Source organism: Pseudorhizobium halotolerans (assembly GCF_902153235.2).
GTDB lineage: Bacteria > Pseudomonadota > Alphaproteobacteria > Rhizobiales > Rhizobiaceae > Neorhizobium > Neorhizobium flavum.
The window spans coordinates 432,964-458,668 of sequence record NZ_CABFWE030000001.1 but is presented as its reverse complement, the minus strand read 5'-3'; the positions used below and the strand labels follow the sequence as shown (position 1 = coordinate 458,668).

21 protein-coding genes are annotated in these 25,705 nt (G+C 61.5%); 11 read left to right on the top strand and 10 right to left on the bottom strand.

Annotated elements, in window-relative coordinates; translation table 11 throughout:
- The first annotated feature begins 50 nt into the window (after nt 1–50).
- Together FN060_RS02135 and purH are read left to right on the top strand one after the other, a co-directional pair.
- Nucleotides 51–1,733 carry a heparinase II/III family protein gene (locus FN060_RS02135; RefSeq protein ID WP_142586763.1) on the top strand — a complete coding sequence of 561 codons (1,683 nt, stop codon included), beginning with the start codon at nt 51–53 and terminating at the stop codon, nt 1,731–1,733.
- Nucleotides 1,734–1,812: 79 nt separating this feature from the next.
- Nucleotides 1,813–3,429, top strand: coding sequence for a bifunctional phosphoribosylaminoimidazolecarboxamide formyltransferase/IMP cyclohydrolase (gene purH, locus FN060_RS02130; RefSeq protein WP_142586672.1), 1,617 nt, complete (start codon nt 1,813–1,815; stop codon nt 3,427–3,429).
- A 3-nt stretch (nt 3,430–3,432) separates the two neighbouring features.
- On the opposite strand, the gene FN060_RS02125 is transcribed toward purH, so the two are convergent.
- On the bottom strand, nt 3,433–4,827 hold the full coding sequence (locus tag FN060_RS02125; RefSeq protein ID WP_244665664.1) for an MFS transporter: 1,395 nt from the start codon (nt 4,825–4,827) through the stop codon (nt 3,433–3,435).
- 28 nt (nt 4,828–4,855) lie between these two features.
- Complete coding sequence (locus FN060_RS02120; protein ID WP_142586671.1) at nt 4,856–9,628, bottom strand: NAD-glutamate dehydrogenase; 4,773 nt, start codon at nt 9,626–9,628, stop codon at nt 4,856–4,858.
- A 173-nt stretch (nt 9,629–9,801) separates the two neighbouring features.
- Here FN060_RS02120 and pdxY point away from each other — a divergent pair, with 173 nt between their 5' ends.
- Both pdxY and FN060_RS02110 read left to right on the top strand, forming a co-directional pair.
- Nucleotides 9,802–10,671, top strand: a complete 870-nt coding sequence (gene pdxY / locus FN060_RS02115; protein ID WP_142586670.1) for a pyridoxal kinase PdxY — start codon at nt 9,802–9,804, stop codon at nt 10,669–10,671.
- Nucleotides 10,672–10,718: 47 nt separating this feature from the next.
- A complete protein-coding gene (locus tag FN060_RS02110) occupies nt 10,719–11,399 on the top strand; it encodes a carbonic anhydrase (RefSeq protein WP_142586669.1) in 681 nt (226 codons plus the stop codon).
- A gap of 10 nt (nt 11,400–11,409) precedes the next feature.
- On the opposite strand, the gene FN060_RS02105 is transcribed toward FN060_RS02110, so the two are convergent.
- The 6 genes from FN060_RS02105 to FN060_RS02080 form a co-directional block, all read right to left on the bottom strand.
- Nucleotides 11,410–12,222, bottom strand: coding sequence for a lytic murein transglycosylase (locus FN060_RS02105; RefSeq protein WP_142586668.1), 813 nt, complete (start codon nt 12,220–12,222; stop codon nt 11,410–11,412).
- A gap of 156 nt (nt 12,223–12,378) precedes the next feature.
- Complete coding sequence (locus tag FN060_RS02100) at nt 12,379–13,413, bottom strand: aspartate-semialdehyde dehydrogenase (protein ID WP_142586667.1); 1,035 nt, start codon at nt 13,411–13,413, stop codon at nt 12,379–12,381.
- A gap of 370 nt (nt 13,414–13,783) precedes the next feature.
- Entirely contained in the window at nt 13,784–14,893 is a 1,110-nt protein-coding gene (gene leuB, locus FN060_RS02095) for a 3-isopropylmalate dehydrogenase (protein WP_142586666.1), read from the bottom strand.
- 96 nt (nt 14,894–14,989) lie between these two features.
- Nucleotides 14,990–15,379, bottom strand: coding sequence for a RidA family protein (locus tag FN060_RS02090; protein ID WP_142586665.1), 390 nt, complete (start codon nt 15,377–15,379; stop codon nt 14,990–14,992).
- Between the two features lie 15 nt (nt 15,380–15,394).
- Nucleotides 15,395–16,000: a 3-isopropylmalate dehydratase small subunit gene (gene leuD / locus FN060_RS02085; RefSeq protein ID WP_142586664.1), complete on the bottom strand. Its 606-nt coding sequence runs from the start codon at nt 15,998–16,000 to the stop codon at nt 15,395–15,397.
- Nucleotides 16,001–16,131: 131 nt separating this feature from the next.
- Nucleotides 16,132–16,359 (bottom strand): hypothetical protein, encoded by a 228-nt coding sequence (locus FN060_RS02080; protein ID WP_142586663.1) that lies wholly within the window; start codon nt 16,357–16,359, stop codon nt 16,132–16,134.
- A 108-nt stretch (nt 16,360–16,467) separates the two neighbouring features.
- Here FN060_RS02080 and FN060_RS02075 point away from each other — a divergent pair, with 108 nt between their 5' ends.
- Both FN060_RS02075 and FN060_RS02070 read left to right on the top strand, forming a co-directional pair.
- On the top strand, nt 16,468–17,352 hold the full coding sequence (locus tag FN060_RS02075; protein ID WP_142586662.1) for an HpcH/HpaI aldolase/citrate lyase family protein: 885 nt from the start codon (nt 16,468–16,470) through the stop codon (nt 17,350–17,352).
- Nucleotides 17,349–17,555: a DUF1737 domain-containing protein gene (locus FN060_RS02070; protein ID WP_077548793.1), complete on the top strand. Its 207-nt coding sequence runs from the start codon at nt 17,349–17,351 to the stop codon at nt 17,553–17,555. The genes FN060_RS02075 and FN060_RS02070 overlap by 4 nt, the downstream gene beginning before the upstream one ends.
- 24 nt (nt 17,556–17,579) lie before the next feature.
- Here the strand turns inward: FN060_RS02070 and FN060_RS02065 are convergent, their stop codons facing one another.
- Complete coding sequence (locus tag FN060_RS02065) at nt 17,580–18,017, bottom strand: metallopeptidase family protein (RefSeq protein ID WP_052640745.1); 438 nt, start codon at nt 18,015–18,017, stop codon at nt 17,580–17,582.
- Between the two features lie 166 nt (nt 18,018–18,183).
- Here FN060_RS02065 and FN060_RS02060 point away from each other — a divergent pair, with 166 nt between their 5' ends.
- The 5 genes from FN060_RS02060 (at nt 18,184) to bfr (ending at nt 24,907) form a co-directional block, all read left to right on the top strand.
- Nucleotides 18,184–19,107 (top strand): ImuA family protein, encoded by a 924-nt coding sequence (locus FN060_RS02060; protein WP_142586661.1) that lies wholly within the window; start codon nt 18,184–18,186, stop codon nt 19,105–19,107.
- A 40-nt stretch (nt 19,108–19,147) separates the two neighbouring features.
- Nucleotides 19,148–20,563 carry a Y-family DNA polymerase gene (locus FN060_RS02055; protein ID WP_244665675.1) on the top strand — a complete coding sequence of 472 codons (1,416 nt, stop codon included), beginning with the start codon at nt 19,148–19,150 and terminating at the stop codon, nt 20,561–20,563.
- On the top strand, nt 20,560–23,994 hold the full coding sequence (locus FN060_RS02050) for an error-prone DNA polymerase (protein WP_425312130.1): 3,435 nt from the start codon (nt 20,560–20,562) through the stop codon (nt 23,992–23,994). Before FN060_RS02055 ends, FN060_RS02050 begins: the two co-directional genes overlap by 4 nt.
- 150 nt (nt 23,995–24,144) lie before the next feature.
- Complete coding sequence (locus FN060_RS02045; RefSeq protein ID WP_077548796.1) at nt 24,145–24,456, top strand: (2Fe-2S)-binding protein; 312 nt, start codon at nt 24,145–24,147, stop codon at nt 24,454–24,456.
- Nucleotides 24,422–24,907, top strand: a complete 486-nt coding sequence (gene bfr / locus FN060_RS02040; RefSeq protein ID WP_077548797.1) for a bacterioferritin — start codon at nt 24,422–24,424, stop codon at nt 24,905–24,907. Before FN060_RS02045 ends, bfr begins: the two co-directional genes overlap by 35 nt.
- A gap of 99 nt (nt 24,908–25,006) precedes the next feature.
- On the opposite strand, the gene FN060_RS02035 is transcribed toward bfr, so the two are convergent.
- Entirely contained in the window at nt 25,007–25,672 is a 666-nt protein-coding gene (locus FN060_RS02035) for a GntR family transcriptional regulator (protein ID WP_244665662.1), read from the bottom strand.
- Between the last annotated feature and the right edge of the window lie 33 nt (nt 25,673–25,705).

Genomic DNA, 25,705 nt, shown 5'->3' with positions numbered 1-25,705 from the left:
TCCGTCTGCACTGGCGGCCGATTGCTCCTGCGGAGTGTTCCAGATTGATCATGCAACTCGCGGATCGTCGACGGCTTGTGGCCTTCGGCTTGCGGGAAATCGGCCGCCGGTTCTACCGGCGCACAGCCGGTTTGCGGCTTGCATTGACCTCGTCCGCGTCCGGCGTGCCCGACCGGCTGATCGTTGCACCGACCGATCTTCGTGCCATCGACCCCTTCGTGGCAGAGGAGATCGCACAGGGCCGCTTCCCCCTTGCCGGTACGTCCTTCGATACCGAAGGCTACTCGCCGTTTGAGGTGGAAGCGCCGACGGAGGCGCTAGCCGAACGGCTGCACTCCTTTGCCTGGCTCCGTCACATCCGGGCGGACCGTAGCGCAGAGGCCTGTGCCCGCGCCCGGGCGATCACCTCAAGCTGGATGAACAATCACGGGCGCAGGGCGCGAGGCCTGGCTTGGCGACCGCATGTCGCAGCGGAGCGGGTGATCGCTTGGCTCTCACACTCCACCATCGTCCTGCAGGGCGCCGAGGCCGGCTTCTACCGCCGGTTCATGAGAGGCCTCACCTACCAGGTGCGATACCTGCGCCGGATCGTTCGCGGCCTGCCGATGGACGAAACGCGTCTCCGCATCCGGATCGCCCTTGCCATGGCCTCCGTCGCGATGCCGACCCGCAACGCGTTCATTCGTCGCGAAGGCAGCCGTCTTGACCGTGAACTCGAGCGTCAGATCCTGCCGGACGGAGGGCATGTCTCTCGCAATCCGCGCATCCTGCTCGACCTGCTGCTTGACCTTCTGCCGCTACGCCAGACCTATATCAATCTTGGGCACGACGTGCCGGCCAAGCTGATCCCGACCATCGACCGCATGTACCCGGCGCTGCGATTCTTCCGCCACCAGGACGGAGACCTGGCGCTCTTCAACGGTGCTACCTCCACCCCGGCAAGCGAGTTGATGTCCGTCCTGCGTTACGACGAAACAGCCGGCCAGCCGTTCAAGTCGCTCCCTCACATGCAATACCACCGGCTATCGGCCGAGGGGGCTACGGTCATTGTCGATACCGGCAAGCCACGTTCGGCCGAGCTTTCGCGGCGAAGCCACGCTGGATGCCTGGCATTCGAGATGTCGTCCGGGCGCCATCGCTTCATCGTCAACTGCGGCGCACCCAAATTTGCCTCCGGGAATTTCCGAGGGCTCGCCCGTTCGACGGCGGCCCACTCGACGATCACGATCAACGAGACCTCCTCGAGCCGCCTTCTGCGGTCACCCCTCTGCCGTTCGTCGATTCTCGCGGGGGTGAACGAGGTGGATGTCGAACGGTGGGATGACCAGCACGGCGGCGATTGGGTCCGTGCCGTCCATGACGGATATCTGAAGCCGTTCGGCTACTGCCACGAACGATCGATCGGATTGAGCGGCAAGGGCAACAAGATCAAGGGCCATGAAAGATTGCTTGTGCCGGAAGAGGTAAAGCCGCCTCGTGCACCCGTATCGGCCGCCGCCCGGTTCCACATTCATCCGGCCATCACTATGTCCAGGGAAGACCGAGAAAGGGTGCTGCTCGTAGCGCCGGATGGCGAGGCCTGGGAGTTCAACGCGCCGGGTCATGCGGTGGAGATCGAGGACGACATCTTCTTCGCCGATGTCTCAGGCATGCGTGCCAGCCGGCAGCTCGTTCTCCACTTCTCGTTGCCCGAGACTTCAGAAATCAGATGGATGCTGAAGCGGGTCGAATAGGCGTTTCCTCTCTGGCGAAGCTGTGTTAACGGGCCGCATCCGCCCCAGCGCCTGAAGCGCGCGTTCGCAGGAGAGCCCGATGGCCGTCGTTTCCAAGAAGATTCCCGCTCCCGACAACGTCAAGATCCGCACGGCGCTTCTCTCGGTCTCAGACAAGACCGGCATCGTCGAACTCGCAGGCGCTCTTGCGTCGCAGGGCGTCCGGCTCCTTTCGACCGGTGGCACGCACAAGGCGCTCTCCGCCGCCGGGCTCGACGTGACGGATGTGTCCGACATCACGGGGTTCCCGGAGATCATGGACGGGCGGGTCAAGACCCTGCATCCCAACGTCCACGGCGCTCTCCTGGCCATTCGCGACGATCAGGAGCATGTCGAGGCGATGAAGGCGCATGGGATCGAGGCGATCGACCTGGCGGTCATCAACCTCTACCCGTTCGAGGAGGTAAGGTCTGCCGGCGGAGATTATCCCACGACCGTCGAAAACATCGATATCGGCGGACCGGCGATGATACGAGCCTCGGCCAAGAACCATGCTTACGTGACCATCGTCGTCGACCCGTCCGACTACCCGGCCCTGATCGAGGCCCTGCGCACCAATGATGGCCAGACAGGCTATTCCTTCCGCCAGCAACTGGCAGCCAAGGCCTATGCACGGACCGCCGCATATGATGCAGCAATCTCCAACTGGTTCGCCGAAGCGCTCGACATCGAGATCCCGCGCTACCGGACGATCGGCGGCGTTCTTAGGGAAGAGATGCGATATGGCGAGAACCCGCACCAAAGTGCGGGATTCTACGTGACCGGCGAGAACCGCCCGGGTGTTGCCACCGCAAGGCTCCTGCAGGGCAAGCAGCTCTCCTACAACAACATCAATGACACGGACGGCGCGTTCGAACTCATCGGGGAGTTTGCACCGGAGCAGGGTCCTACCTGTGCGATCATCAAGCATGCCAATCCCTGCGGCGTCGCCACAGGAGCCTCGCTGAGGGAAGCGTATCTTCGCGCGCTTGCCTGCGATTCCACCTCCGCCTTCGGCGGGATCATAGCCCTCAACCAGTTGCTGGACGGTGAGACAGCCGAGGAAATCGTGAAGCTGTTCACGGAAGTGATCATTGCACCTGAAGTCTCCGAAGAGGCCAAGGCGGTGATCGCCAAGAAGCCGAACCTGCGGCTTCTCGAAACCGGCGGTCTGCCCGATCCCCGCTCCCGCGGCATCACGGCGAAGACAGTGGCCGGCGGCCTGCTGGTCCAGACACGCGACAACGGGATGATCGAGGACATCGATCTTCGCGTCGTCACGACCCGGGCTCCTACCGACCGGGAGCTTGAAGACATGAAGTTTGCCTACAAGGTGGCCAAGCATGTCAAATCCAACGCGATCGTCTATGCGAAGGACGGCCAGACGGCCGGAATCGGGGCAGGGCAGATGAGCCGCATCGACTCCGCTCGCATTGCAGCGATCAAAGCGGAGGAAGCGGCCAAGGCAATGGGATGGTCCGAGCCGATGACGAAGGGATCTGCGGTCGCCTCCGAAGCCTTCTTCCCCTTCGCGGATGGCCTGCTGTCCGCAATTGCGGCCGGGGCTACCGCAGTCATCCAGCCCGGTGGCTCCATGCGCGACCAGGAAGTGATCGATGCAGCGAACGAGCATGGCGTCGCCATGGTCTTCACCGGCATGCGCCACTTCCGCCACTAGGTTTCATCCGGCCGTTCGGTTGGCTGGATAGGGTGTCCGCAAGAGAAGCACGAGCCCAGCCGCCAGGAAGGGGATGAGCGTCGCCATGCCGAAGCGTGAAGAGTCGGTGGCATAGGTAACCAGCGAAAACAGCAGCGTTGCCATGAAGCTGGTTGCGCGTCCGGAAAGCGCGTAGATTCCGAAGTAGCGTCCGGCATCGGCAATATCGACGCTGCGGGCGAGATAGGCGCGTGACGACGCCTGTACAGGACCGAAGGCAAGGCCGATCAAGAGGCCAAAGAGCACGTAGGCCTTTTCCGCCGCCGTTCCGAAAAGTCCACCGCTGTCTTCAATAGCGAGAGGCACGAGGCCGAAGAAGACGAAGCCAGGACCGGTGGAGATGATCCCTGCCGTTGCAGCGATGAGCAGGACCAGCCCCACCAGGACGACGATCTTCGAGCCCAGCCTCAGATCGAGGCGGCCGGCGACGAGGCAGCCGAATATGGCGACGACATTCAGGAGGATGCCGTAGACGCCGATCTCGATGGTCGCCCACCCGAACATACCGGCCGCGAAGGCGCCCCCCAGGATCAGCAGGCCATTTACGCCATCCTGATAGAGCATCCGCGCAATGAGAAATCGGGTGATGCCGGGTCTTTGCCTAAGTTCCCGGATCGTCCCCCGTAGCTCCCCCAGACCGGATCGGATTGCCGCTCTCATTGGAAGGCCTCGGGCAGCATCCGGTGTGAAAAGGAACATCGGCAGGATAAAGACCAGATACCAGCCCGCTGCTATCGGCCCTGTAATGCGTGCATCCTCTCCCAGAGACGGATCGAGGCCGAACAGCGGCTCGATGCCGATCAGGGTCAGCCCGGTCTGCGGGCTGCCGGCAAGAAAGGCGACGACGAGGATCAGCACCAGCATGCCGCCGAGATAGCCGAGACCCCAGGCGGTGTTCGATACTCTGCCGACCTCCTGCTGGCTTACCAGCCGAGGCATCATCGAGTCGTTGAAGACGATGGAGAACTCGGCTGAGATCATCGCGAACGTCATCAGCAGAAGGGGCCAAACCATGGCTGTGCCCGGGGCTGCAAACCAGAGCAGCGAGAGGCACAGGACTTTCACGGCGGCGAAGGCTGCGATCCATGGCTTGCGCGGGCCGGATTGGTCGGCGATCGAGCCGAGCACCGGTGACAGGACCGCAATGACAATCGATGCAATGGTGGCCATGCTGCCCCAGGCCGCTTGCGCCGAAACCGGGTCCTCCGTCAGCCGGGCGACGGAATAGGGGCCGAATACGAAGGTCACGATGACGGTGAAGAAAGGTTGTGCCGCCCAGTCAAAGAGCATCCAACCGCGGACGCCAAGCCGAGACGCGCCGGGTTGGTGCAGGACCTCGGACGGCGCGCGATCGGTCACTGGGCCCCTCCCGGAATGAACCCGGCACTCAACTCGTCGGCCTCGAGGCTGCAAGATCTCCAAGCAGGCCCGCGGCTACCGTCAGTTTTGCCAGGTTGAAGTCGCTCGCCTCGCTCAAGGCCAGAATTTCGTTGACCAGCCTGTTCACCTGCTGACGCCTGTCGCCGTACCAAAGCTCCAGGGGTTTCTTGTCACGGGGATGCGACGTGAGTGCGGAGCAGACGATGTCGCGACGGGCTGAAGAGATCTGAGCAAGGCTTCGGCCAAGCGCGACGCTTTCATAATGGTCCCCGGGACTGACCGCCTCCCCGAGCCTCAGCAGACGATCTATCCTGAAGGTGTCGGTCGCCGCAAAGTATGTCTGAGTAACACGGCCGAGATCACTCTCCGTACGGCTGCCGATCAACAGGATCTCGGGGACAAGGGAAAGCGTCGGCAGGCGGCTGATGTCCCTCGCCAGAGCGGTAGGCACACCTTCTGCCTCCATCTCCTCGGCACGTTCACGAAGTTCGGAGGCCAAGCCCAGCGTATCCATCGCTCCGCGCAGCTTGTTTGCGCCCGCCTTGAGGCTGGAGATAGCCGTGTCCATTGACCCCAGACCCGATCGCGTGATCAGGATGAGGTGCGTCGCGTCCGTAAATATCTCCCCGATTCGGGCGTAAAGGTTGTTCTGGGTCTCGCCTGGGAGCTTTCCGTCCAAGGCATCGGTGGCAGCCCACAGGCGGGACAGTTCGAACCCTTCACGAGCGAGATAGGCCGCCTTAACTACTTCCGATGGAGAGGCTCCCGTAGCGTCGATCATCGCCTGGATGAAGCCCGGCCCACCCCGATTGATGACCTCGTTTGCCAGGACGGTCGAAATGATCTCGCGGTGCAGACGATGGCCCTCGATGTCGGCGACGAACCATTTCTGCATCTTCGACGGGAAATAGTTCCGGAGGACCTCCGCAAAGTAGGGGTCGTCCGGAAGTGCGCTCTCGAGGATCTCGTCGAAGAGGGTCAGCTTGGCGTAGGAAAGCAGGACGCCGATCTCCGGCCGAGTAAGCGGCTTTCCGGCAAGATAGCGTTCTGCGAGTTCGGTATCGGAAGGGAGCGTTTCGACCGTACGGTTTAGATGCCCCTGCGTCTCCAGAACCGACATCAGCCGCGACAGCTCTTCTCGGTTATCGGTGCCTTTCCGCTCCGTCAGGGAAATGGCGAGCGATTGCAGATAGTTGTTGCGCAGGACGAGTTCCGCCACCTCGTCGGTCATCGAAGACAGGATCTGGTTCCGCTTGTCGCGCGTCAGGCGGCCAGAACGCATGGCGGAACTGAAGGCGATCTTGATGTTGACCTCGACGTCGGAAGAATTCACTCCGGCGGAGTTGTCGATCGCATCCGAATTCAGCCGGCCACCATGCATGGCATAGGCGATGCGTCCCTTCTGGGTCACGCCGAGGTTGGCGCCTTCGCCGATGACCCGGGCCCGCACATCGGCGGCGACCACACGGATGGGGTCGTTAGCCCGATCTCCAACCTCGGCATCGGTCTCGGTAGCGGCCTTGATATAGGTGCCGATGCCGCCGAACCAGAGCAGATCGACCGGGCTCTTCAGGATGGCGGTCATAATCTCAAAGGGGGTCGCGATATCCCTGTCTAGACCGATGGCTGTCCTCGCCTGTGGCGTGAGCTTCACCGACTTTTCGGTGCGGGAGATGATCATGCCGCCTTCGGAAAGGCAGGTGCGATCGTAGTCCTGCCAGCTTGATCGCGGCAGGGCGAAGAGGCGTTGCCGCTCGGCGAAGCTGCGCGCCGTATCCGGATCGGGATCGACGAAAATATCCCGATGGTCGAAAGCAGCAACGAGCCGGATGTGCTTCGACAGCAGCATGCCGTTGCCGAAGACGTCGCCCGACATGTCGCCAACTCCCGCCACTGTGAAGGGCGTCGTCTGGATGTCCATGTCCAGTTCACGGAAGTGTCGCTTGACGGTTTCCCAGGCGCCGCGTGCGGTGATGCCCATCTTCTTGTGGTCGTAGCCAGCCGACCCGCCGGAAGCAAAGGCATCATCAAGCCAAAAGCCCGCTTCCTGGGCCAGCGCATTGGCGGTATCGGAAAAAGTTGCCGTCCCCTTGTCCGCGGCGACGACGAAATAGGGGTCGTCGCCATCGGGGCGGGCGGTGTTCTGGGGTCCCACGACCTCCCCATCGACGATGTTGTCGGTGATGGAGAGCAGCGTGCGTATGAAGGTCTTGTACGCGTCCCGGCCTGCAGCGAAGATCTCGTCGCGCGAACCGCCAGACGGAAGCGCCTTGGGCACGAACCCGCCCTTGGCCCCGACAGGGACGATAACGGCATTCTTGACCTGTTGCGCCTTCACCAGGCCAAGCACCTCCGTGCGGTAGTCCTCGGCGCGATCGGACCAACGCAGTCCGCCACGCGCCACCTTGCCGAAGCGAAGATGCACGCCCTCGACCTCGGTGCCGTAGACGAAGATTTCCCGGAATGGACGTGGCTGCGGCAGGCCGTCGAGCAGCTTGGGGTCGAACTTGAACGCGAGTGTTGCGCGAGGCTGGCCCTCTTCATCGCGCTGGAAATAATTGGTGCGGAGCGTCGCATCCACCGCGTTGATGTAGCGGCGGAAGATGCGGTCGTCGTCGAGGCTGGGAACGTCTGCAAGGGCCTCTTCCAGCGCGACGTGGTGAGCCGAGAGGCGCTTCACCCGCGCCCTCTCACCCAGTTCGGGATCAAGGCTGTCGTGGAAAAGCCGCCAGATCGCCTGGGAAATCGCCGGGTAACGGGCAAGCGTATCGGCGATCAGCGTCTGAGAGTAGACGATTCCGGCCTGCCGGAGATAGCGTGCATAGGCCCGTAATACCGTCGTTTCCCGGACGCTCAGACCCGACAGGAGCACAAGCCGGTTGAAGCTGTCATTGTCCGACCCGCCATGGAAGGCGGCGAGGAAGGCCTCCTCCAAACGGTCAGCATCACGCTCGAAGTTGAAGGGCGTCCCGGGATGGAGTTCGAGCTCCATGTCGTGCAACGCGACAGGCGTAGTGTGGTCGTCGGTTTGGACATCAATGTCGAAGGTCTGCTCGCTGACGACATGAAAGCCGAGATTCTCCAGAAGCGGTACGCGGCGTGACAGCGACAGGTGTTCCGGCTGATGGAAGATCTTCAGCCGCAGGGTCTCAGCCGGATCTTCCGGCCGGGTGTAGAACGCGATGCGGATCGGCGCACCTTCTGCACAAGCCGAGATGTCATGAAGATCCGCGTAGGCTTCCTCGGGCGCAAAAGCCTCCTGGAAGGCCTTGTTAACGGTAAGGCCGGTCTGCCTGCCAGCAAGTGCTGCGAAGCTCTGCTCCCAAGGCGTGGAGATGGCCCGGATGGCCTCCTCCAGCTTCGGCTGGGGAATGCGTGGGGTACGCCCACCGCGGCGTCCGATGATGACATGGACGCGGGCAACGCCCCCTTCGGGGAAGGCGGGGTAATACGCCGATACGTGACCCTCATATACGCGCGCAAGATAGTCGCTCACCTTCTCTCGCACCTGCGAATCATAATCCTCGCGGGGGACGTAGACGATTACGGAAACGAAACGATCGAAGTGATCGATGCGGGGGAGGGCCCGCACCCGGGGGCGCTCGCTCAGCTCCATGATCTGTTCGCAGAAGCGCGCAAGTGTCGGCACGTCGATCTGGAAGAGGTCGTCTCGCGGGTAGGATTCCAGCGTGTTGGCCAGCATTCGGCCCGAATGACTGTTCGGGTCGAAGGCCAGTTGTTCCTCGACCCGCTGCGCCTTGGCGCGAAGCAGAGGGATGTCATGAACCGAATGGGTATAGGCCGTGGCGGTGAAGAGGCCGACGACGCGCAGTTCTCCGGTCACCCGGCCGTCCGCGTCGAAGCGCTTGATCCCGACATAATCCATGTAGGCGCGGCGATGGACGACCGACTTCACATTCGCCTTCGTGACGATCAGAAAGTCAGGGCCGTCCAGAAATTCAAGGATTTCCGGGGTGGTGGTCACCGCGTCCTTGCCTTGGCGCAGGACGAGGACATCCGGGTCCGACAGGATGCCCAGGCCCCGCCCCTTGCTGCGCTCCACCTTGGCGCCGGCTCCCTTGCCGGAATAGACATACTCCCGCATGCCGAGGAAGGTGAAGTTGTCATCCCGGAGCCAGTCGAGGAAGGCGAGTGATTCATCCCTGTCTGCTTTTTTCCGGCTTGCGGAGTAGGTGCGCAACTGGTCTGCCGCACCTTCAAGGAGATCGAGCATCGGTCGCCAGTCGGCGATTGCGAGATGGACCTGGTCCAGGACATAGCGGATGCGCGCGACAAGGGCCTCTGCATCGGCGTCGGGAAGCGGAGGGAGGTGAACCTGGATCAGGCTGACATGGTGCGCAGGATCGCTCGGCTGGTCCGCCGAGCGGAGGGCCGGATCCTTGCCGGGCTCGAGAAGCAGGATCGGGTGGACGGCGAGGTAGAGCTCCCGATGGGAGGCTGTGACCTCTCCCATGACTGAATCGAAGAGGAACGGCATGTTCCGGTCGATGACCGTCAACACATGCGCTGTCGCACCCTGCGGGTCGACGCTTTCCACCGGCTGGAGAGTAATGGAGGGACGGACCCTGGTCCAGTTCTTGAGGCATTCTGCCGCGTGAACCGCAGAGGCCGCGAGCATGCGGGGCGTGTAGTGCTCTAGATCGTCGGAGCTGGCGCGGCCGAACAGGATGGCCGGGTCCAGGAAGGCGCCCTTGCCTTCGGCTGCCACCTTGTGCGCCATCTCGATCTGCTTGTCCCGCTTCGGATTCTGCCTGCCCATGTCACTCTCCATATGATGCCGCCACCATGCTGTCGCCAAACCCGATCCGTCAACAGTGCGCGACCGTGCCGACCCAAGGTGGCAACCAGTTTTGCATCGACGCCTCCAAAGCCGGTTATTGACAAGCAGGCGCGAAGAAACCATCAAGCTAGGCAAAACGGAAACGCAAGAACATGCAAAATTCCGGCGCCGTCATCGTCATCTCCAGCCATGTTGTACGCGGTTCCGTCGGGAATCGCGCTGCTGTCTTCGCGTTGGAAACGTTGGGATTCCCGGTCTGGGCGCTACCAACGGTGGTCTTGCCTTGGCATCCCGGCCACGGTCCTTCGACCCGCCTTACATTTGCTGCCGACGAGTTCGACAAGGCGATAGATGATCTCATCAACGCGCGCTGGCTCGGAGAGGTCAGTGCCGTCCTGACAGGCTATTTTGGAAACGAGCGGCAACCGAAGGCGGTTGCGAGGCTCGTGCGTGCGCTACAGGAGAGAAATCCAAGCCTTCTATACGTCTGCGATCCCGTCATAGGTGACGTCGGTGGACTCTACATCCCGCAGTCGACTGCAGAGGCGATCCGTGACGAGCTCCTGCCACTGGCCAGTGTCGCAACCCCGAACCGATACGAGCTTGCCTGGCTCGCCGGAAGCGAGCTCGACAGCAATGCCGCCATCATGGAGGCGGCGCTGGCGCTCGGTCCATCGCGGATGTTGGTGACCTCCGCCATACCGATGATGGCCGGTGGGACCGGCAATCTTTATCTTACCGGCACGCATGCACTTCTTGCCGAGCACCGCCTGATCGACAATCCGCCGAATGGGCTGGGTGATCTTCTTTCGGCGCTTTTCCTCGCCCGCCTGATGACGGGAGCAGACGAGGAGAGGGCATTGCAGCTGGCGACGGCGAGCGTTTATGAGATCCTCGCCCGGACGGCCAAGCGCGGCAGCGACGAGCTTACGCTTGAGACCGATGCCGCCAGTTTGACCAGTCCAATGGCAATGGTGCACATGCGCCGGCTAATCCATCCGCTTCAGCGGGTAAGACGATGACATCCGCGGTAACAGATCGCGCAGCACTTTCAGGAGAACTCCAAGCCATGCAGCAATTTCCCGAGCACCTCCTGAGCGGCTACCGCAACTTCATGAGCGGCCGTTACAACGATGAACGTGATCGCTACCGGACCTTGGCGGAAGCCGGGCAGAATCCGCACACCCTGGTGGTCGCCTGTTGCGATTCACGAGCGGCGCCAGAGACGATTTTCGACTGCGGGCCAGGCGAACTCTTCGTCGTGCGCAATGTCGCCAACATGGTCCCGCCCTATGAACCGGATGGCCAGTATCATGCGACCTCCGCAGCGATCGAGTTTGCGGTGCAGGCGTTGAAGATCCCGAACATCGTCATCATGGGTCATGGGCGGTGCGGCGGCATCAAGGCGGCGCTCGACCCCGATATGGAGCCGCTGTCGCCCGGCGACTTCATCGGAAAATGGATGGGGCTGGTTCGCCCCGCTGCGGATCAGATCCAGAGCAATGATCTGATGACCGCGAGCGAACGTCAGACGGCACTGGAGCGGGTGTCGATCCGCAATTCCATTAACAACCTTCGGACGTTTCCCTATGTCCGTGCACTGGAAGAGCAGGGGAAGGTTCTTCTTCACGGCGCGTGGTTCGATATCTCGAGCGGCGAACTCTGGATCATGGACGCAAAGAGCGGGGATTTTGTCCGGCCAAGCGATCGACCGGCTGCGCGGCTGGAAGATTCCGAACCTGCCGCTTGAGGGATGACGTCTACTGGCCGTCGATTGCCGCGCCTATGTGGGCGATCGCCCTCTGATAGACGGTTGCTGCGTTCCAGCCCTGGATCGCCACATAGTTCGGTTCACCCGGCTGATAACCGGCGCCGGGTCGCCAACCATGGCCGACGAGGAAGTTGGCTGTGGAGGCAAGCGCATCGGCGCGTGAACGCACCAGGTCGACATGCCCATCACGGTCGCCATCCACGCCATAGCGCACGACGTTGACCGGAAGGAACTGCGTCTGCCCGATCTCGCCATGGGCGGCACCCTTCGCGGCAGGGCCCAGGTCTCCCCTTTGAACAAGCGTCAGCGCAGCGTAGAGCTGCTCGGTGAAGTAGGCGGAGCGGCGGCAGTCGTAGGCGAGCGTGGCGACAGCCGATAGCGTGTGCTGGTTGCCCAGGAAGTTACCGAAGCCCGTTTCCATTCCCCAGATCGCGATGAGCGGCCCGGCCGGTACCCCATAGCGGCGCTCGATCGCGGCGAAGAGCTGGGCATTGCCAGCTTTCATCTTCTTGCCGCGCGCAATGATCGTTGCGCCGCCGCGCTTTTCCATGAACTGCTCGAAGGAGAGCTTGAAGCTCTTCTGGCCTCGGTCGGCGCGGATGGTTTCTCGGTTATAGGAAATGTTCGCGAATGCAGTTTCCACGACCCGAGGGCTTATGCCATTGGCGACCGCCTGAGGCTTGAACGCCTGGACCCAGTTCGAGAAGCCGGAACTGTCGTTGCCACACTGAGCTGCCGCAACAGGCATGGCCAGGGACATGAAGGCAGCCGCAAAAGTGGCGAGACGCAAGGTGTTCAGCATGGTTGATCCGGTTCCGAGGGGCTGGTTGCCCTATTTCCATTGAGTGGAGCTTTATGGGACTCTTGCCGCCCGCTTCAACTCGTCCTCACTAAAATTCTTCGTGAAGGTCGAAGCTGGCTACCGGCGCGATCTGCGCCGGTAGTGTTCTCATTCCCTTCAGGCCGCGAGCTTGCGCGGCTTGATCAGGCCCCGGTTGATGAGGAGTTCTGCAATCTGCACGGCGTTCAACGCTGCGCCCTTGCGCAGGTTGTCCGAGACGACCCACATGTTCAGCCCGTTCTCAACGGTTGCGTCCTCACGGATGCGCGAGATGTAGGTCGCGTCTTCGCCGGCGCATTCGACGGGGGTGACGTAGCCGCCGTTCTCGTGCTTGTCGACGACGAGGCAGCCCGGCGCCTCGCGCAGGATATCTCGTGCCTGGTCGGCGGTGATCTCGTTTTCAAACTCGATGTTGACCGATTCGGAGTGACCGATGAAGACGGGAACGCGGACGGCGGTGCAGGTCACCTTGATCTTCGGATCAAGCATCTTCTTCGTTTCGGCCAGCACCTTCCACTCTTCCTTCGTGTAGCCGTCTTCCATGAAGCTATCGATATGGGGGATGACGTTGAAAGCGATGCGCTTTGTGAACTTCTTCGACTCGACCGGGTCTGCGACGAAGACGGCGCGGGTCTGGGTGAAGAGCTCATCCATCCCTTCCTTGCCGGCGCCGGAAACGGACTGATAGGTCGACACGACGACGCGCTTGATCTTGGCGACGTCGTGAAGCGGCTTCAGCGCAACGACGAGCTGGGCGGTCGAGCAGTTCGGATTCGCGATGATGTTCTTCTTGCGGAAGCCCTCGACCGCGTCTGCATTCACTTCGGGAACGATCAGCGGAACTTCCGCATCGTAGCGCCAGGCCGACGAATTATCGATGACGACGCAGCCCTGCGCGCCGATCTTCGGAGACCACTTCTTCGAGATCTCGCCGCCCGCCGACATCAGGCAGATATCGGTATCGGAAAAGTCGTAGTTCTCTAGGTTCTGGACCTTCAGAACCTTGTCTCCGAAGGAGACTTCCGTGCCCTGCGAGCGGGCGGAGGCAAGCGCCACCACTTCGTCAGCCGGGAAGCCCCGCTCCGACAGGATGTTGAGCATCTCGCGCCCGACATTGCCGGTAGCACCGACGACTGCAATCTTGAAACCCATGATCTTGCTCTCTTTCTGCCTCTCCTCGATCCGTTGAGGGGGAAGCCGCGACGGATCGCGGGTTTCCTTGTCCCCGGCCTAACCGGGGAGAGAGCGGCGGGCCAGAGACGTCAGACGGTTTTCGTCGTCGTTTTGGCCGTGGTTTTGCTGGAGGCGGAAAAGCATGAATGCAGCCCAGCATGATGTGCCGGCTGGAAGTCTGCAGCGATGTGATACTCGCGGCGGTTCATAGGATGCTTTCCCGTTCGACGTGGTGTTTAGAAGATTCTGATGTGGAGTCAAGCGCCGACCGCTGTTGAGGCCGTGCCTGTGTCGGAAGCCGGAGTCCTCAAATCAGTGGCGCTCCGTTTGAAGCGCCACTGAGATCTTTTCAGGCAGAAAGGGCAGAGAATTCCTTGAGGATGGCATCGCCCATCTCGGACGTCCCGACCTGTCGGCAACCGTCGGCCATGATGTCGCCGGTGCGGATGCCCTGGTCGAGGACATTGGCAATCGCCTTCTCCAGCCTGTCCGCTTCCGCGACCATGTTGAAGGAATAGCGCAGGCACATGGCGAAGGAGGCGATCATGGCGATCGGGTTGGCGATGCCCTTGCCGGCAATGTCAGGTGCGGAGCCATGGACAGGTTCGTAGAGGGCCTTGCGCTTGCCGGTCTTGGCGTCGGGAGCACCAAGGGAGGCGGAGGGCAGCATGCCAAGCGAGCCGGTGAGCATGGCGGCCACGTCGGACAGCATGTCGCCGAAGAGGTTGTCGGTGACGATGACGTCAAACTGCTTCGGTGCACGGACCAGCTGCATGCCGCCGGCGTCCGCCAGCATGTGCTCGAGTTCGACATCGGAGAAGGCGCGCTTGTGCGTTTCCGTCACCACCTGGTTCCAGAGCACGCCGGATTTCATGACGTTGCGCTTTTCCATGGAGCAGACACGGTTCTTGCGGGTGCGCGCGAGTTCGAAGGCGACGCTTGCGATCCGTTCGATCTCGTAGGTATCGTAGACCTGAGTGTCGATGCCGCGCTTCTGGCCGTTGCCGAGATCGATGATTTCCTTCGGCTCGCCGAAATAGACGCCGCCGGTCAGTTCGCGGACGATCAGGATGTCGAGGCCTTCGACAAGCTCGGGCTTGAGCGAGGAGGCGTTGGCCAGTGCCGGATAGCAGATTGCCGGGCGAAGGTTGGCGAAGAGCTCGAGATCCTTGCGCAGGCGCAGAAGACCGGCTTCAGGACGGACCTCGTAAGGGACCTCGTCCCACTTCGGGCCGCCGACGGCACCGAACAAAACGGCGTCGGCGTTCATCGCCTTGGCCATGTCCCCTTCCGATATCGCAGAGCCGTGGGCGTCATAGGCGCATCCGCCGACAAGGCCTTCATCGGTTTCGAAGCCTGCACCCTGCTCGGAATTCATGTAGGCGATGATCTTGCGGACCTCGCCCATGGCCTCCGGGCCGATGCCGTCGCCGGGAAGCAGGAAGAGAGACTTCGTCATTCGTTATTCCTCTCGGTGGCGGGCTCACCTCCGCACGACCATCGTGCTACGAGACCTCCTCCGAGCCTGCCGAGAGGAGAAGGCCGCCAAGTTTTGTCAGGATGTACCGGCGCCGATGCGTGCCGTTACCTCGATCTCGACCTTCATCTCCGGAGTTGTCAGCCCGCATACGATCATCGTGGCAGCCGGTCGCACCTCTGCGAACGCCTGGCCCAGGACCTCGACGATTTTGTCGTAATCAGCCATGTCAGTGATGTAGTAGCGAACGCGGACTATGTCATTCAGCCCGCTTCCCGCGTCCCTCAAGGCCTTGTCGATGGTCGCCAGAGCATTGCGGGTCTGATCGACCACATCCTCGGGCATTACCATCCGCGAATAATCGTAACCGGTGGTACCGGAGACGTAGACCATGTCGCCATCCACGATGGCACGGGAATAGCCGATGCGGGCCTCAAAAGGAGAACCGGACGAGATGCGCTTGACCATCGGTGGCGGGTCCGATCAGAGCCAGGGCCGCTCGGCGCTGACCTTCTGCTCGAAGCTGCCGATGACGGATTCGTTCTTCAACGTGCTGGCGATATCGTCCAGGCCTTCAAGAAGGATATGACGCCGTGCAGGGTCGATGTCGAAGCGGATGGAGCCGCCATCGGGGCCGGTTATCTCCTGAGCCTCGAGATCGACGGTCAGAACGGCATTCGAACCGCGCGAAGCATCGTCCATCAGCTTGTCGAGATCGTCCTGGCTGACGACGATCGGCAGAATGCCGTTCTTGAAGCAGTTGTTGTAGAAGATGTCGGCAAAGCTCGTGGAGATGACGCAGCGGATGCCGAAATCAAGGAGTGCCCAAGGCGCGTGCTCGCGGGAGGAGCCGCAGCCGAAATTGTCGCCAGCCACGAGGATCTTGGCGTTGCGGTAGGCGGGCTTGTTCAGCACGAAATCCGGATTTTCCGACCCGTCTTCCTTGTAGCGGGCTTCCGCGAAAAGTCCCTTGCCGAGGCCCGTGCGCTTGATCGTCTTCAGGTAATCTTTCGGGATGATCATGTCCGTGTCGACATTGACGACCGGAAGCGGCGCTGCGACGCCGGTGAGCTTGGTAAACTTTTCCATGATCTGCCTCCGCACGGATTATCTGCGGAAGCCCTTAACGCAAATCCAGGCGGATTTGAAGAACCGTTTGGCTTTGCGCGGTACGGCAGGCGCCCGAAAATCAGGCGCTCGCGTCGATGGAGATGGAAGGTTCAGAGATCGATGATCGTGCCGCGACCGTCGTTCCAGATCCGCATGTCATCGTTGCGGGCTCTCGTTTTCACCGGGATCGGCTTCAGACGGCTCGACAGGAGACGTCCAGCTGCCAGCACGCCGAGAATACCCGCGAAGGCCACTGTGAGCGAAGCCGTCAACAGCGCAGCCAGCGCAAAGAGGGCGACACCGCTGGTAAAAAGGACGAATGAACGGATGTTTTGCATGGTCCAAACCTTTCTCTCCAGGAAATGTGGTCCTTCAGCATCAGGCTTGCAAGGCTTTTCGATGACTGGCGTATTGCGGCGCATGCAAAAGCTTGTCACAAAATCGCGATGAGCACTTCCCCGAAGCATTCGCCGCCGAGACGTTCCCTCCTGAGTGTCCCTGCCATCAACCAGCGGGCTCTCGACAAGGTTCATGACCTCAGCTGCGACGGGGTGATCTTCGATCTGGAGGATTCGGTCTTCCCGGAGAAGAAGGCGGAAGCGCGGGAAAATCTGCGCCGCCATTTTCGGGAGGCGCCACTTGAGGGGCGGGAGACCATAATCCGCATCAATGCCCCAGGCTCCGATTTTTGGATAGTGGATCTAGACCTGATCCTTGAGCTCAAGCCAGATGCGCTGCTTCTTCCCAAGGTGGAGGGGCCGCAGGATATCCGTAAGGCTGCGGATCTTCTTGCTGCATCCTCGCCGGGCGTAAGGCTTTGGGCGATGATGGAAACGGCAGGGGGCGTGCTGAACGCGGCGGCCATCGCCGCGGCCGATGCGCGGCTGGACTGTCTCGTGCTTGGCCTCAACGACCTGCGCAAGGAAACAGCCGTTTTGTCCCAGTCTGGGCGAGCCTATTTGGTGCCGTGGATGATGCAGGTGGTGCTGGCGGCTCGGGCCCACGGCCTGGATGTGATCGACAGCGTCTTCAACGATTTCCGCGACACCGGAGAATTAACGGTCGAATGCGCGCAAGGCCGTGCCATGGGTTTCGATGGCAAGATGCTGATCCATCCCGCCCAGATAGAGGTTGCCAACCGTGCGTTCGGACCGTGGGATGAGGAGCTCACGGAGGCCGAAGCAATCATCAACGCCTTTGCCGATCCGGCCGCGGAGGGCCTCAACGTCATCAACATGAACGGGAAAATGGTCGAGCGGCTTCACCTGGAACAGGCGGAACGGCTCATGGCCAAAGCTCGATTGATTTCTGAAAGAAAGACCAAGGCATGAAACTCTACCGCTTCCTGACAGGACCCGACGACGCCTCCTTCTGCCACCGTGTGACCGATGCCTTAAACAAGGGCTGGGAACTGCATGGATCACCCAGCCACAGCTTCAATGCCGCCGAAAACAGGATGTATTGCGGGCAGGCAGTCACGAAGACTGTCGAAGGGAAGGACTATCATCCGGACATGAAGCTCGGCGAGCAGTAGAGTTGGTTCAAGAAGAGGGGCGGATCAGCGATCCGTCGCCTCTTCGGCGCTCGCCTCGATCCGCTCCATATCGTCGTCGCTCAGACCGAAATGGTGACCGATCTCGTGGATCAGCACATGGGTGATGATATCGCCCAGCGTTTCCTCGTTCTCGGCCCAGTAATCCAGGATCGGACGGCGATAGAGCCGGATGCGGTTCGGCAGCTCGCCGGTCTCCATGGAAAAGCGCTCGGAAATGCCGCGCCCTTCGAAGAGGCCGAGCAGGTCGAAGGGCGTTTCCAGCGCCATGTCCTCGAAGATCTCGTCATCCGGGAAATCCTCGATCTCGATGGTCAGATTGGTCGTCAACGCCCGAAATTCTTCCGGCAGGTTGCCATAGGCTTCGATGGCCAACGATTCAAAAGCGCTGAGGGTCGGCGCGTGGCGATCCCGCCAATCGTCGGTTTGGTCTATACGGGCCATAGATGCTCCTTGTTGGAGCTCATATAATCTATTTCCGGAAATTTTCGAGAGGATTCATAGAGCTCCTGAGGAAGCCGGCTCTTCCCTTAAAATGGCTGTTGACTCTTCAGGAGAGCTCTGGAATCCATTAGAACATAAAGTGAACATATCGAATGGAGCTGACGCCATGGCCAAGCATGCCACGGCGCAGGAGAGACTTTTTGCCCTGCGTAAGACGATTGCCAAACTGGAAAGCAAGGCTCCCACGCTGATAAGCGAGGAGCAGGCGCGGGGTGAACAGAAAACCAACCATATCAGATTTCCCCATCGGCTTGCGATCGGCCTTCCAGACATGGATGCAGCACTGGATGGTGGCTTGCCCCTAGATGGCGTAACGGAGATCCGCACATCTGCCATGCGCAATGCCGGAGCAGGCAGTGGTTTTGTTCTGGCGCTGGCGACTCTTATCCAGCGGCAGGCTGAAGCCTCTGCCCTTTTGTGGATCAGCGACAGGTTCTCCAATGGCGAGGCGGGACTGCCCTATCCGGTGGGGCTTGCGCAATATGGTCTCAAGATAAAGCACTTCCTCCAGGCCACACCTCGAAAGCTGGAGGAGGCGTTGTGGCTGGCGGAAACTGCAGTAGCGAGCGGTGCGCTGGCCGCGACCATTCTCGAAATCAGAGGCAATCCTTCTGCATTCGGCCTGTCCGAGAGCCGGAGGCTCAGCTTGCGGGCAAAGGCGGCGAGGCGGCCGATCTTGCTCTTGCGGCATGCGGGCGAGGAAGAGGCGAGCAGCGCCGTCTTCCGATTCCGTGCCGAACCGGGACCCGCTTCGGAGCGAGTCCTTCTCAATGGAGCCATGCTTGGCGGCAGCATCGGCTTTCCAGTCTTCCGTCTGACGCTTGAGAAGAGCCGCAACCCGGCTCCGCTCTCTTTTACCCTGGAGTGGAATTCCCGTGACCGCCTATTCTCCCTCGCCCAGCCACCAGAGTCGTCTCGCCTTTCCATCAGCGGGCCAACGCATTCTGGCATTAGTCTTCCCGCATCTGCCGACGGACCGGATGGCACGCCGGCGCTGGGGCGGCTCGTGGCGTTTGGCCGGGCGTCCTGACCATCCTCCCCTGCTCTGTTCGGGCCGGCGCGACAATGGGGTGCGCCTCACGGCACTGGACGAACTGGCGGTGGAACTGGGCTTGCGGGAAGGTCAGGGTCTTGCCGAGGCGCGAGCCATACATCCGGCAATCGATGTCGCCGAGGAAGATCCCGCCGCCGACAGGGCACTCCTGGAGGCAATTGCCGACTGGTGCGATCGCTATACGCCGCTGGTGGCCCTTGACGGGAGTGACGGCCTGTTCCTGGACATCACCGGTTGCGCGCATCTGTTCGGCGGGGAGCAGGTTCTGCTCGACGATATCCTGCTGCGCCTCTTCCAGATGGGATTCAAGGTCCAGGGAGCGATTTCGGGATCCCCAGGCCTCTCCTGGGCTGCATCCCGTTTCGGGGCCGGCGGGGTGATTGCTGATAGTGCGGCGCAGGAAGTGCTTGAGGCGCTGTCCGTTGCCTGCCTGCGCATCGAGGCCGACACCATAGCCGCATTGAACAAGCTCGGATTGAAGCGGGTGGGAGATCTCATCTCGATGCCACGGGCGCCACTGGCCCGCCGGTTCGGCAGCCAAGTCCTGCTTCGCCTCGACCAGGCGCTCGGGCATGAGGAGGAGCCCATCTCCCCCCGGCGTCCGGTCGCTTTCCTGTCGGTCGAGCGTAAGCTGGCGGAAGCGATTCAGGCGGAAGAGGACATACTGGAACTGGCTTCACGGATTGCCCAGTCGCTCTGCTCCAGTCTGGAGGCGCGCGGGGCGGGAGGACGGGTCTTCGAACTGGTACTCTTTCGGGTGGATGGCCGCGTGTTCCGCATCGTCGCCGGCGCATCCCGCCCTCTGCGGAATCCGCAGAGGATTGCCAGACTGTTCGCGGAGAGACTGAAATCCGTTCATGACGAGCTGGATGCAGGCTTTGGCTTCGAGCTTCTGCGGCTCAACGTCCTTCAGCATGATTCTTACGAGGCGAGCCAGGACAATCTTTTGGGAAAAGCGTCTGGAGAAGCGCCCCTGGCAGATCTGATCGACCGGGTATCGGCCAGGCTGGGGGACGACGTGCTCCAGGCATTCCAGTTCCGGGAAAGCCATATCCCCGAGCGCGCCGTTTTCGCGTACCCCGCTCTTGGTCATGATGCGGGAAATGAGGGGAGGCAGAACCCAGCTGTCACGACGGGACGGGAAAGGCCACTGCGGCTGCTTTCAAGACCGGAGCCCGTGGAGGCTTTTGCCGCAATCGTTCCGGACGGACCGCCGAGCCGCTTCCGCTGGCGCCGCGTTCTTCACGATGTTGCGCGAGCGGAGGGGCCGGAGCGCATCTCGCCGGAATGGTGGCTGGACCAGGAAGCGGGGCAGGAGCGCGACTACTTCAAACTGGAAGTCGCATCCGGACACCGGTTCTGGGTCTATCGCCAGGGCCATTACAGTTCCGATTATCGCCCCACATGGCACATGCATGGGATATTCGCGTGATGGCGGACCCCGCTTTCTTCGAGCTCGGTGCCCGGACCAATTTTTCCTTCCTGGAAGGAGCATCGAAGCCGGAGGAGATGGTGCTGGCAGCGTCCCTGCTCGGGCTGGGGGGGCTTGGTATTGCCGACCGGAATTCGGTGGCCGGGGTGGTGCGTGCCCACAGCCATGTCAGGGATCTTGCCGAACGGCATCAGCGAGGAAAGGAAGGGCCTGACGACGACAAGGAGGTTCCGTCTCCTTGCCGCATGCAGCCCGGCGCGCGGCTCGTTTTCTCCGATGCGACGCCTGACGTCCTGGCCTATCCGGTGAGCCGGAAGGGATGGGGCAATCTCTGCCGCCTCCTCAGCCGCGGCAACCTCCGCACGGAAAAGGGAAACTGCATCCTGGAGGAATGGGATCTCGTGGAATGGGGGCACGAGATGATGCTGGCGGTGATACCTGATCCCGCCTGCGCCTCCGATCATGTCTATCTGCAAAAGCTCGGGGGGGTCCTGAAGCTGCTTCGCCAGACGTTCGGCAAGGCCGTCTATCTGACGCTGTCTCCCAGCTATGACGGGCAGGACAGGTGTGTCTTCGCCACCTTTGCGGCCGTCGCCGCCCCGCACCGCGTCCCGCTTCTGGCCAGCAACCAGCCGCTTTTCCATCTGCCGGAAAGGCGTTCCCTGTCCGACGTGGTGACTGCAATCCGTGAACATGTAGCCATTGCCGAAGCCGGTTTCCGACTGGCGCCGAACGGTGAGCGGCACCTGAAGACGGGACGGGAGATGGCGCGCCTTTTCGACGATTATCCCGAGGCTGTGGCCAATACGGAAAAATTCTTTAGCCGCCTACAGTTTTCCCTGGACGAGTTGCAGCACAACTACCCGGATGAGAGCGTGCCGGGCGAAACCATGGCGGAAACGCTGGAACGCCTGACCTGGGAGGGAGCCGGGGAGCGGTACTCCCAGGAGGTCCCGGATAAGGTAGCCGATCTCATCCGCTACGAGCTCGATCTCATCAAGGAGATGCAGTACGAGCCCTATTTTCTGACCGTGCGCCACATCGTCTGGCATGCCCGCCACAAGCTGAACATCCTCTGCCAGGGCAGGGGCTCGGCGGCCAATTCCGCCGTCTGCTACTGCCTTGGAATTACCGAGGTCGATCCCCTTCACAGCACGCTCCTGTTCGAGCGCTTCATTTCGACCGAGAGAAACGAGCCGCCGGATATCGATGTCGATTTCGAGCACGAGCGGCGCGAGGAGATCATTCAGTATATCTATGAGCATTACGGCTTCCGCCATGCAGGGCTGACGGCAGCGGTCACAAGCTACCGCACCCGCATGGCGGGGCGGGAAGTGGCCAAGGCCTTCGGTCTTTCCGAGGACCTGCAGGCGGCGCTCGCAAGCACCGTCTGGGGCTGGTCTGAAGAAGGGCTTTCGGAGCGGGAAGCAAAGGTGGCCGGCCTCGACCTTGCCCATCCCACTACCCAAAAGGTCATTGCCCATGCCAGGGAGCTGATGGGTTTTCCCCGTCACCTGACCCAGCATGTCGGAGGCTTCCTGATCACGCGCGACAGGCTCGACGAGGTGGTCCCGATCATGAAGACCGCCATGCCCGGTCGCTACATGATCGAATGGGACAAGGATGATCTCGATACCCTGAAGCTGCTCAAGATCGACGTCCTGGCGCTCGGGATGCTGAGCTGCCTGAGGAGAGGCCTGGCGCTCCTGCGGGATCATTACGGGCGGGAGGAAACGCTGGCGAGCTTGCTGACCAAGGGCGACGACCCGAATGTCTTCGACATGATCTGCCGCGCCGACACGATCGGCGTCTTCCAGATCGAGAGCCGGGCACAGATGAGCATGCTGCCGCGGCTAAGGCCACGGCGTTTCTATGATCTCGTCATTGAAGTGGCGATCGTCCGGCCTGGACCGATCCAGGGGAACATGGTGCATCCCTATCTGAAGCGCCGTGAGAAGGCGCTCAAGGGCGAGGAGATCCATTACGAGAAGCCGGAGCTCAGGGCGGTTCTGGAGCGGACGCTCGGCGTTCCGCTCTTCCAGGAGCAGGTGATGCAGATTGCGATCACTGCGGCAGGGTTCAAGCCATCGGAAGCCGACAAGCTGCGCCGGTCCATGGCGACCTTCAAGCGATCGGGCCGGGTGGTGGAGTTCAAGAGGGCCCTGGTGTCCGGAATGACCGGAAACGGTTATAGCCGGGAATTTGCCGAGCGCTGCTTCAGCCAGATCGAAGGCTTTGCCGAATACGGCTTTCCGGAAAGCCATGCCGCATCCTTTGCGCTGCTGGTCTACGCCTCCTCATGGATCAAGACCTATTATCCGGATGTCTTTTGTGCGGCCCTTCTGAACTCCCAGCCCATGGGGTTTTATGCGCCGGCCCAACTCGTCCGCGATGCTAGGGAACATGGAGTTGAGGTCCGGCCGGTGGACGTCAATCTGTCCGACTGGGACAGCAGCCTGGAGGAGGCGCCGTTCCGGCCGCAGGATATCGACCCGAGGCATAGCGAGATGCGCCGGGTGATCCGCACCCGCAAGGCTGTGAGACTGGGGTTTCGCCAGATCAAGGGCCTGTCGGAGCGGTCCATTCGCGACCGGCTGCTCGAGAACCGCGGCAGCGGCTATGCTTCCGTTCGCGATCTGTGGCTACGCTCCGGCCTCGACAAGGCGGATCTCGAGCGGCTTGCGGATGCCGATGCTTTCGGCTCCATCGGCCTTTCGCGCCGCGCCGCGCTTTGGCAGGTGCGCGGCCTCGATGCTCGGAAGGCTGCCGACAAGCTGCCATTGTTCGATCAGGTGAAGCAGGGAGAACTCCAGGTGGAGCCGGCTGCAAAGCTGCCCGACATGCTGCCGGGAGAAGAGGTTATCGAAGACTACCGCCATCTGGCGCTTTCCCTGAAGGCCCATCCAACGTCCTTCCTTCGCGAGGATTTCGTCCGGATGGGTGTCAGCCGCAGCGTGGACCTTCTTTCGGTGCCGAACGGGCGGAAGGTCATCATTGCCGGGCTGGTCCTGGTGCGCCAGCGCCCGGGATCGGCGCAAGGCGTGATCTTCATGACGCTGGAAGACGAAACAGGGGTGGCCAACGCCATCGTTTGGCCGAAGGTGTTCGAGCAATATCGCCCCGTGGTGATGGGCGCGCGCATGGTGAAGATCCGTGGCCGGCTGCAGAGCGCCCAGGGTGTCATTCATACGGTCGTGGAGCATATCGAGGATATCACGCATATGCTCGGTCTGCTCCAGAAGGAGGTGCGGCGGTTCGGCGGGCCTCGCCCGGGCTCGGACGAGACATTGGGTTCAGGCTGCGGCAGCTATCGCAAACCAAGGGGACCTGAGCGGGACGGACGCGATATCACGAAAGGAAAGGGGGGCAGCCTTTTCTCCGAGGAGCCACGCCCACAGGATGTCATGCCAAAGGGACGCAACTTCCACTAACCGGGGTGGTCGCAGGAGGCGTGGCAAGTCGGCGCAGTCGGGTCGCGAGCGCAAGCGAACGCTAATAGGCGGATGATTCTATCTTGACAGAAGCCATCCTGTTTCGCAAAAAGCGGACGTTACTGGTCATGTTTGACGGGTCGACCGAGAATGCTAGTCTGCAGCTGCAATTACATCACCGACAAGGAAATCCGCGAAGTCATCGTCGAGCTTCTCAATGAGGACTGCTGGCAGCTGATCGTTCCCGCGAAAGTCTATCATGCCATGGGCAAGCGCGGTCGTTGCTGTGGCTGCTTCCCCAACGTCGTCGACATCATCATCAAGACCACCGAGGATTATCACGCCGAGCGGCACTCGACGACGGCTGAGGTAATCGATTATATGTCCCGCCTGAAACAGTTCCACGAAGAAAACAGGAGAGCGGACATTGAAAGGCGACAGCAGCGTCATAGAGCGGCTTAACGAGGCATTGTTCCTCGAACTCGGCGCCGTCAACCAGTACTGGCTCCACTACCGTCTTCTATCGGACTGGGGCTACACCAAGCTTGCCAAAAAAGAGCGGGAAGAATCCATCGAGGAGATGCATCACGCCGACAAGCTGATCGATCGGATCATCTTCCTCGAAGGCCACCCCAATCTCCAGACGGTCGCTCCCTTGCGCATCGGCCAGAACGTCAAGGAAGTGCTCGAGGCAGATCTTGCCGGCGAATACGACGCTCGCACCGCTTACAAGGCGTCCCGCGATGTCTGTCACGCCGCCGGAGACTATGTCTCCATGAAACTCTTCGAAGAACTGCTGGCCGACGAGGAAGGTCATATCGACTTCCTCGAGACCCAGCTTGATCTGCTTGGAAAGATCGGCGAGGAGCGCTATGGCCTCCTCAATGCCGAGTCCGCGGACTCCGCCGAGTAAAGCAATCCGGCGCCCGGAGCCCCATGGCATTCCGGGCGACGCCTCCTTCCGAGGGCGCGCCGGTGCTTCGATGGGACCGGATCCATTGAGTGGGTTCGATCAGGCCCGCCTACGCTCCATCTTCTGAAGTCCGGAGACCAGGTCCCCGAACCTGTCGCCCTGCACCGCAACATGCTGGCGCAGGCTCATGCGGGCAGCATCTGCGTCCCCTGCCAAGACGGCTTCAACGATCTCCCTGTGTTCGGCAAGCGACACGGTCATCCGGTTGCGCACCCTCAACTGCAGGCGGCGGTAGGGTCGCAGGCGCCTATGCAGGCTTGTGCATTGCTCCTCAAGGAAGCCGCTGTGACTGGCCGCGTAGATGGCCCGGTGGAAGACCTCGTTCTCGTAATAATACCGATCGGTCTCGTCGCTTTCTGCCGCTTCCTGGCAGCGTTCAAGCGCCTCCAGGATTGCGGACCGGTCCTGCTCCTGATGTCGACGAGCCGCAAGAGCACCGGCCATGGCTTCCAGCTCGGCCATAACCTCGAACATCTCGAACACCCGCTCCGGTCCCGGATCGACGACGATGGCGCCGCGCCGCGGGCGGATCTCCACGAGGCCGATCGCACTTAGCTGTAGAAGCGCCTCGCGAATAGGTGTCCGCGAAACGTTGAACCGACCAGCCAACTGGACCTCGTCAAGACGTTCCCCGGGATGAAATTCCCCCGTCAGGATGCAGTTCTCGATTTCATCCCTCAGCTTCTGATGCGTATTGGCACTCACGTCCCACCTCATGCACGATCACCATTCTTGTAT

What these genes read in the sequence shown, in the direction of transcription:
- leuB (WP_142586666.1), bottom strand. Translation starts at nt 14,893, where the DNA reads ATGACGAAGTCTCTCTTCCTGCTTCCCGGCGACGGCATCGGCCCGGAG.
- purH (WP_142586672.1), top strand. Translation starts at nt 1,813, where the DNA reads ATGGCCGTCGTTTCCAAGAAGATTCCCGCTCCCGACAACGTCAAGATC.
- FN060_RS02110 (WP_142586669.1), top strand. Translation starts at nt 10,719, where the DNA reads ATGCAGCAATTTCCCGAGCACCTCCTGAGCGGCTACCGCAACTTCATG.
- FN060_RS02120 (WP_142586671.1), bottom strand. Translation starts at nt 9,628, where the DNA reads ATGGGCAGGCAGAATCCGAAGCGGGACAAGCAGATCGAGATGGCGCAC.
- FN060_RS02105 (WP_142586668.1), bottom strand. Translation starts at nt 12,222, where the DNA reads ATGCTGAACACCTTGCGTCTCGCCACTTTTGCGGCTGCCTTCATGTCC.
- FN060_RS02045 (WP_077548796.1), top strand. Translation starts at nt 24,145, where the DNA reads ATGCTAGTCTGCAGCTGCAATTACATCACCGACAAGGAAATCCGCGAA.
- FN060_RS02075 (WP_142586662.1), top strand. Translation starts at nt 16,468, where the DNA reads ATGAGCACTTCCCCGAAGCATTCGCCGCCGAGACGTTCCCTCCTGAGT.
- FN060_RS02065 (WP_052640745.1), bottom strand. Translation starts at nt 18,017, where the DNA reads ATGGCCCGTATAGACCAAACCGACGATTGGCGGGATCGCCACGCGCCG.
- FN060_RS02100 (WP_142586667.1), bottom strand. Translation starts at nt 13,413, where the DNA reads ATGGGTTTCAAGATTGCAGTCGTCGGTGCTACCGGCAATGTCGGGCGC.
- leuD (WP_142586664.1), bottom strand. Translation starts at nt 16,000, where the DNA reads ATGGAAAAGTTTACCAAGCTCACCGGCGTCGCAGCGCCGCTTCCGGTC.
- FN060_RS02080 (WP_142586663.1), bottom strand. Translation starts at nt 16,359, where the DNA reads ATGCAAAACATCCGTTCATTCGTCCTTTTTACCAGCGGTGTCGCCCTC.
- pdxY (WP_142586670.1), top strand. Translation starts at nt 9,802, where the DNA reads ATGCAAAATTCCGGCGCCGTCATCGTCATCTCCAGCCATGTTGTACGC.
- FN060_RS02060 (WP_142586661.1), top strand. Translation starts at nt 18,184, where the DNA reads ATGGCCAAGCATGCCACGGCGCAGGAGAGACTTTTTGCCCTGCGTAAG.
- FN060_RS02070 (WP_077548793.1), top strand. Translation starts at nt 17,349, where the DNA reads ATGAAACTCTACCGCTTCCTGACAGGACCCGACGACGCCTCCTTCTGC.
- FN060_RS02135 (WP_142586763.1), top strand. Translation starts at nt 51, where the DNA reads ATGCAACTCGCGGATCGTCGACGGCTTGTGGCCTTCGGCTTGCGGGAA.
- FN060_RS02090 (WP_142586665.1), bottom strand. Translation starts at nt 15,379, where the DNA reads ATGGTCAAGCGCATCTCGTCCGGTTCTCCTTTTGAGGCCCGCATCGGC.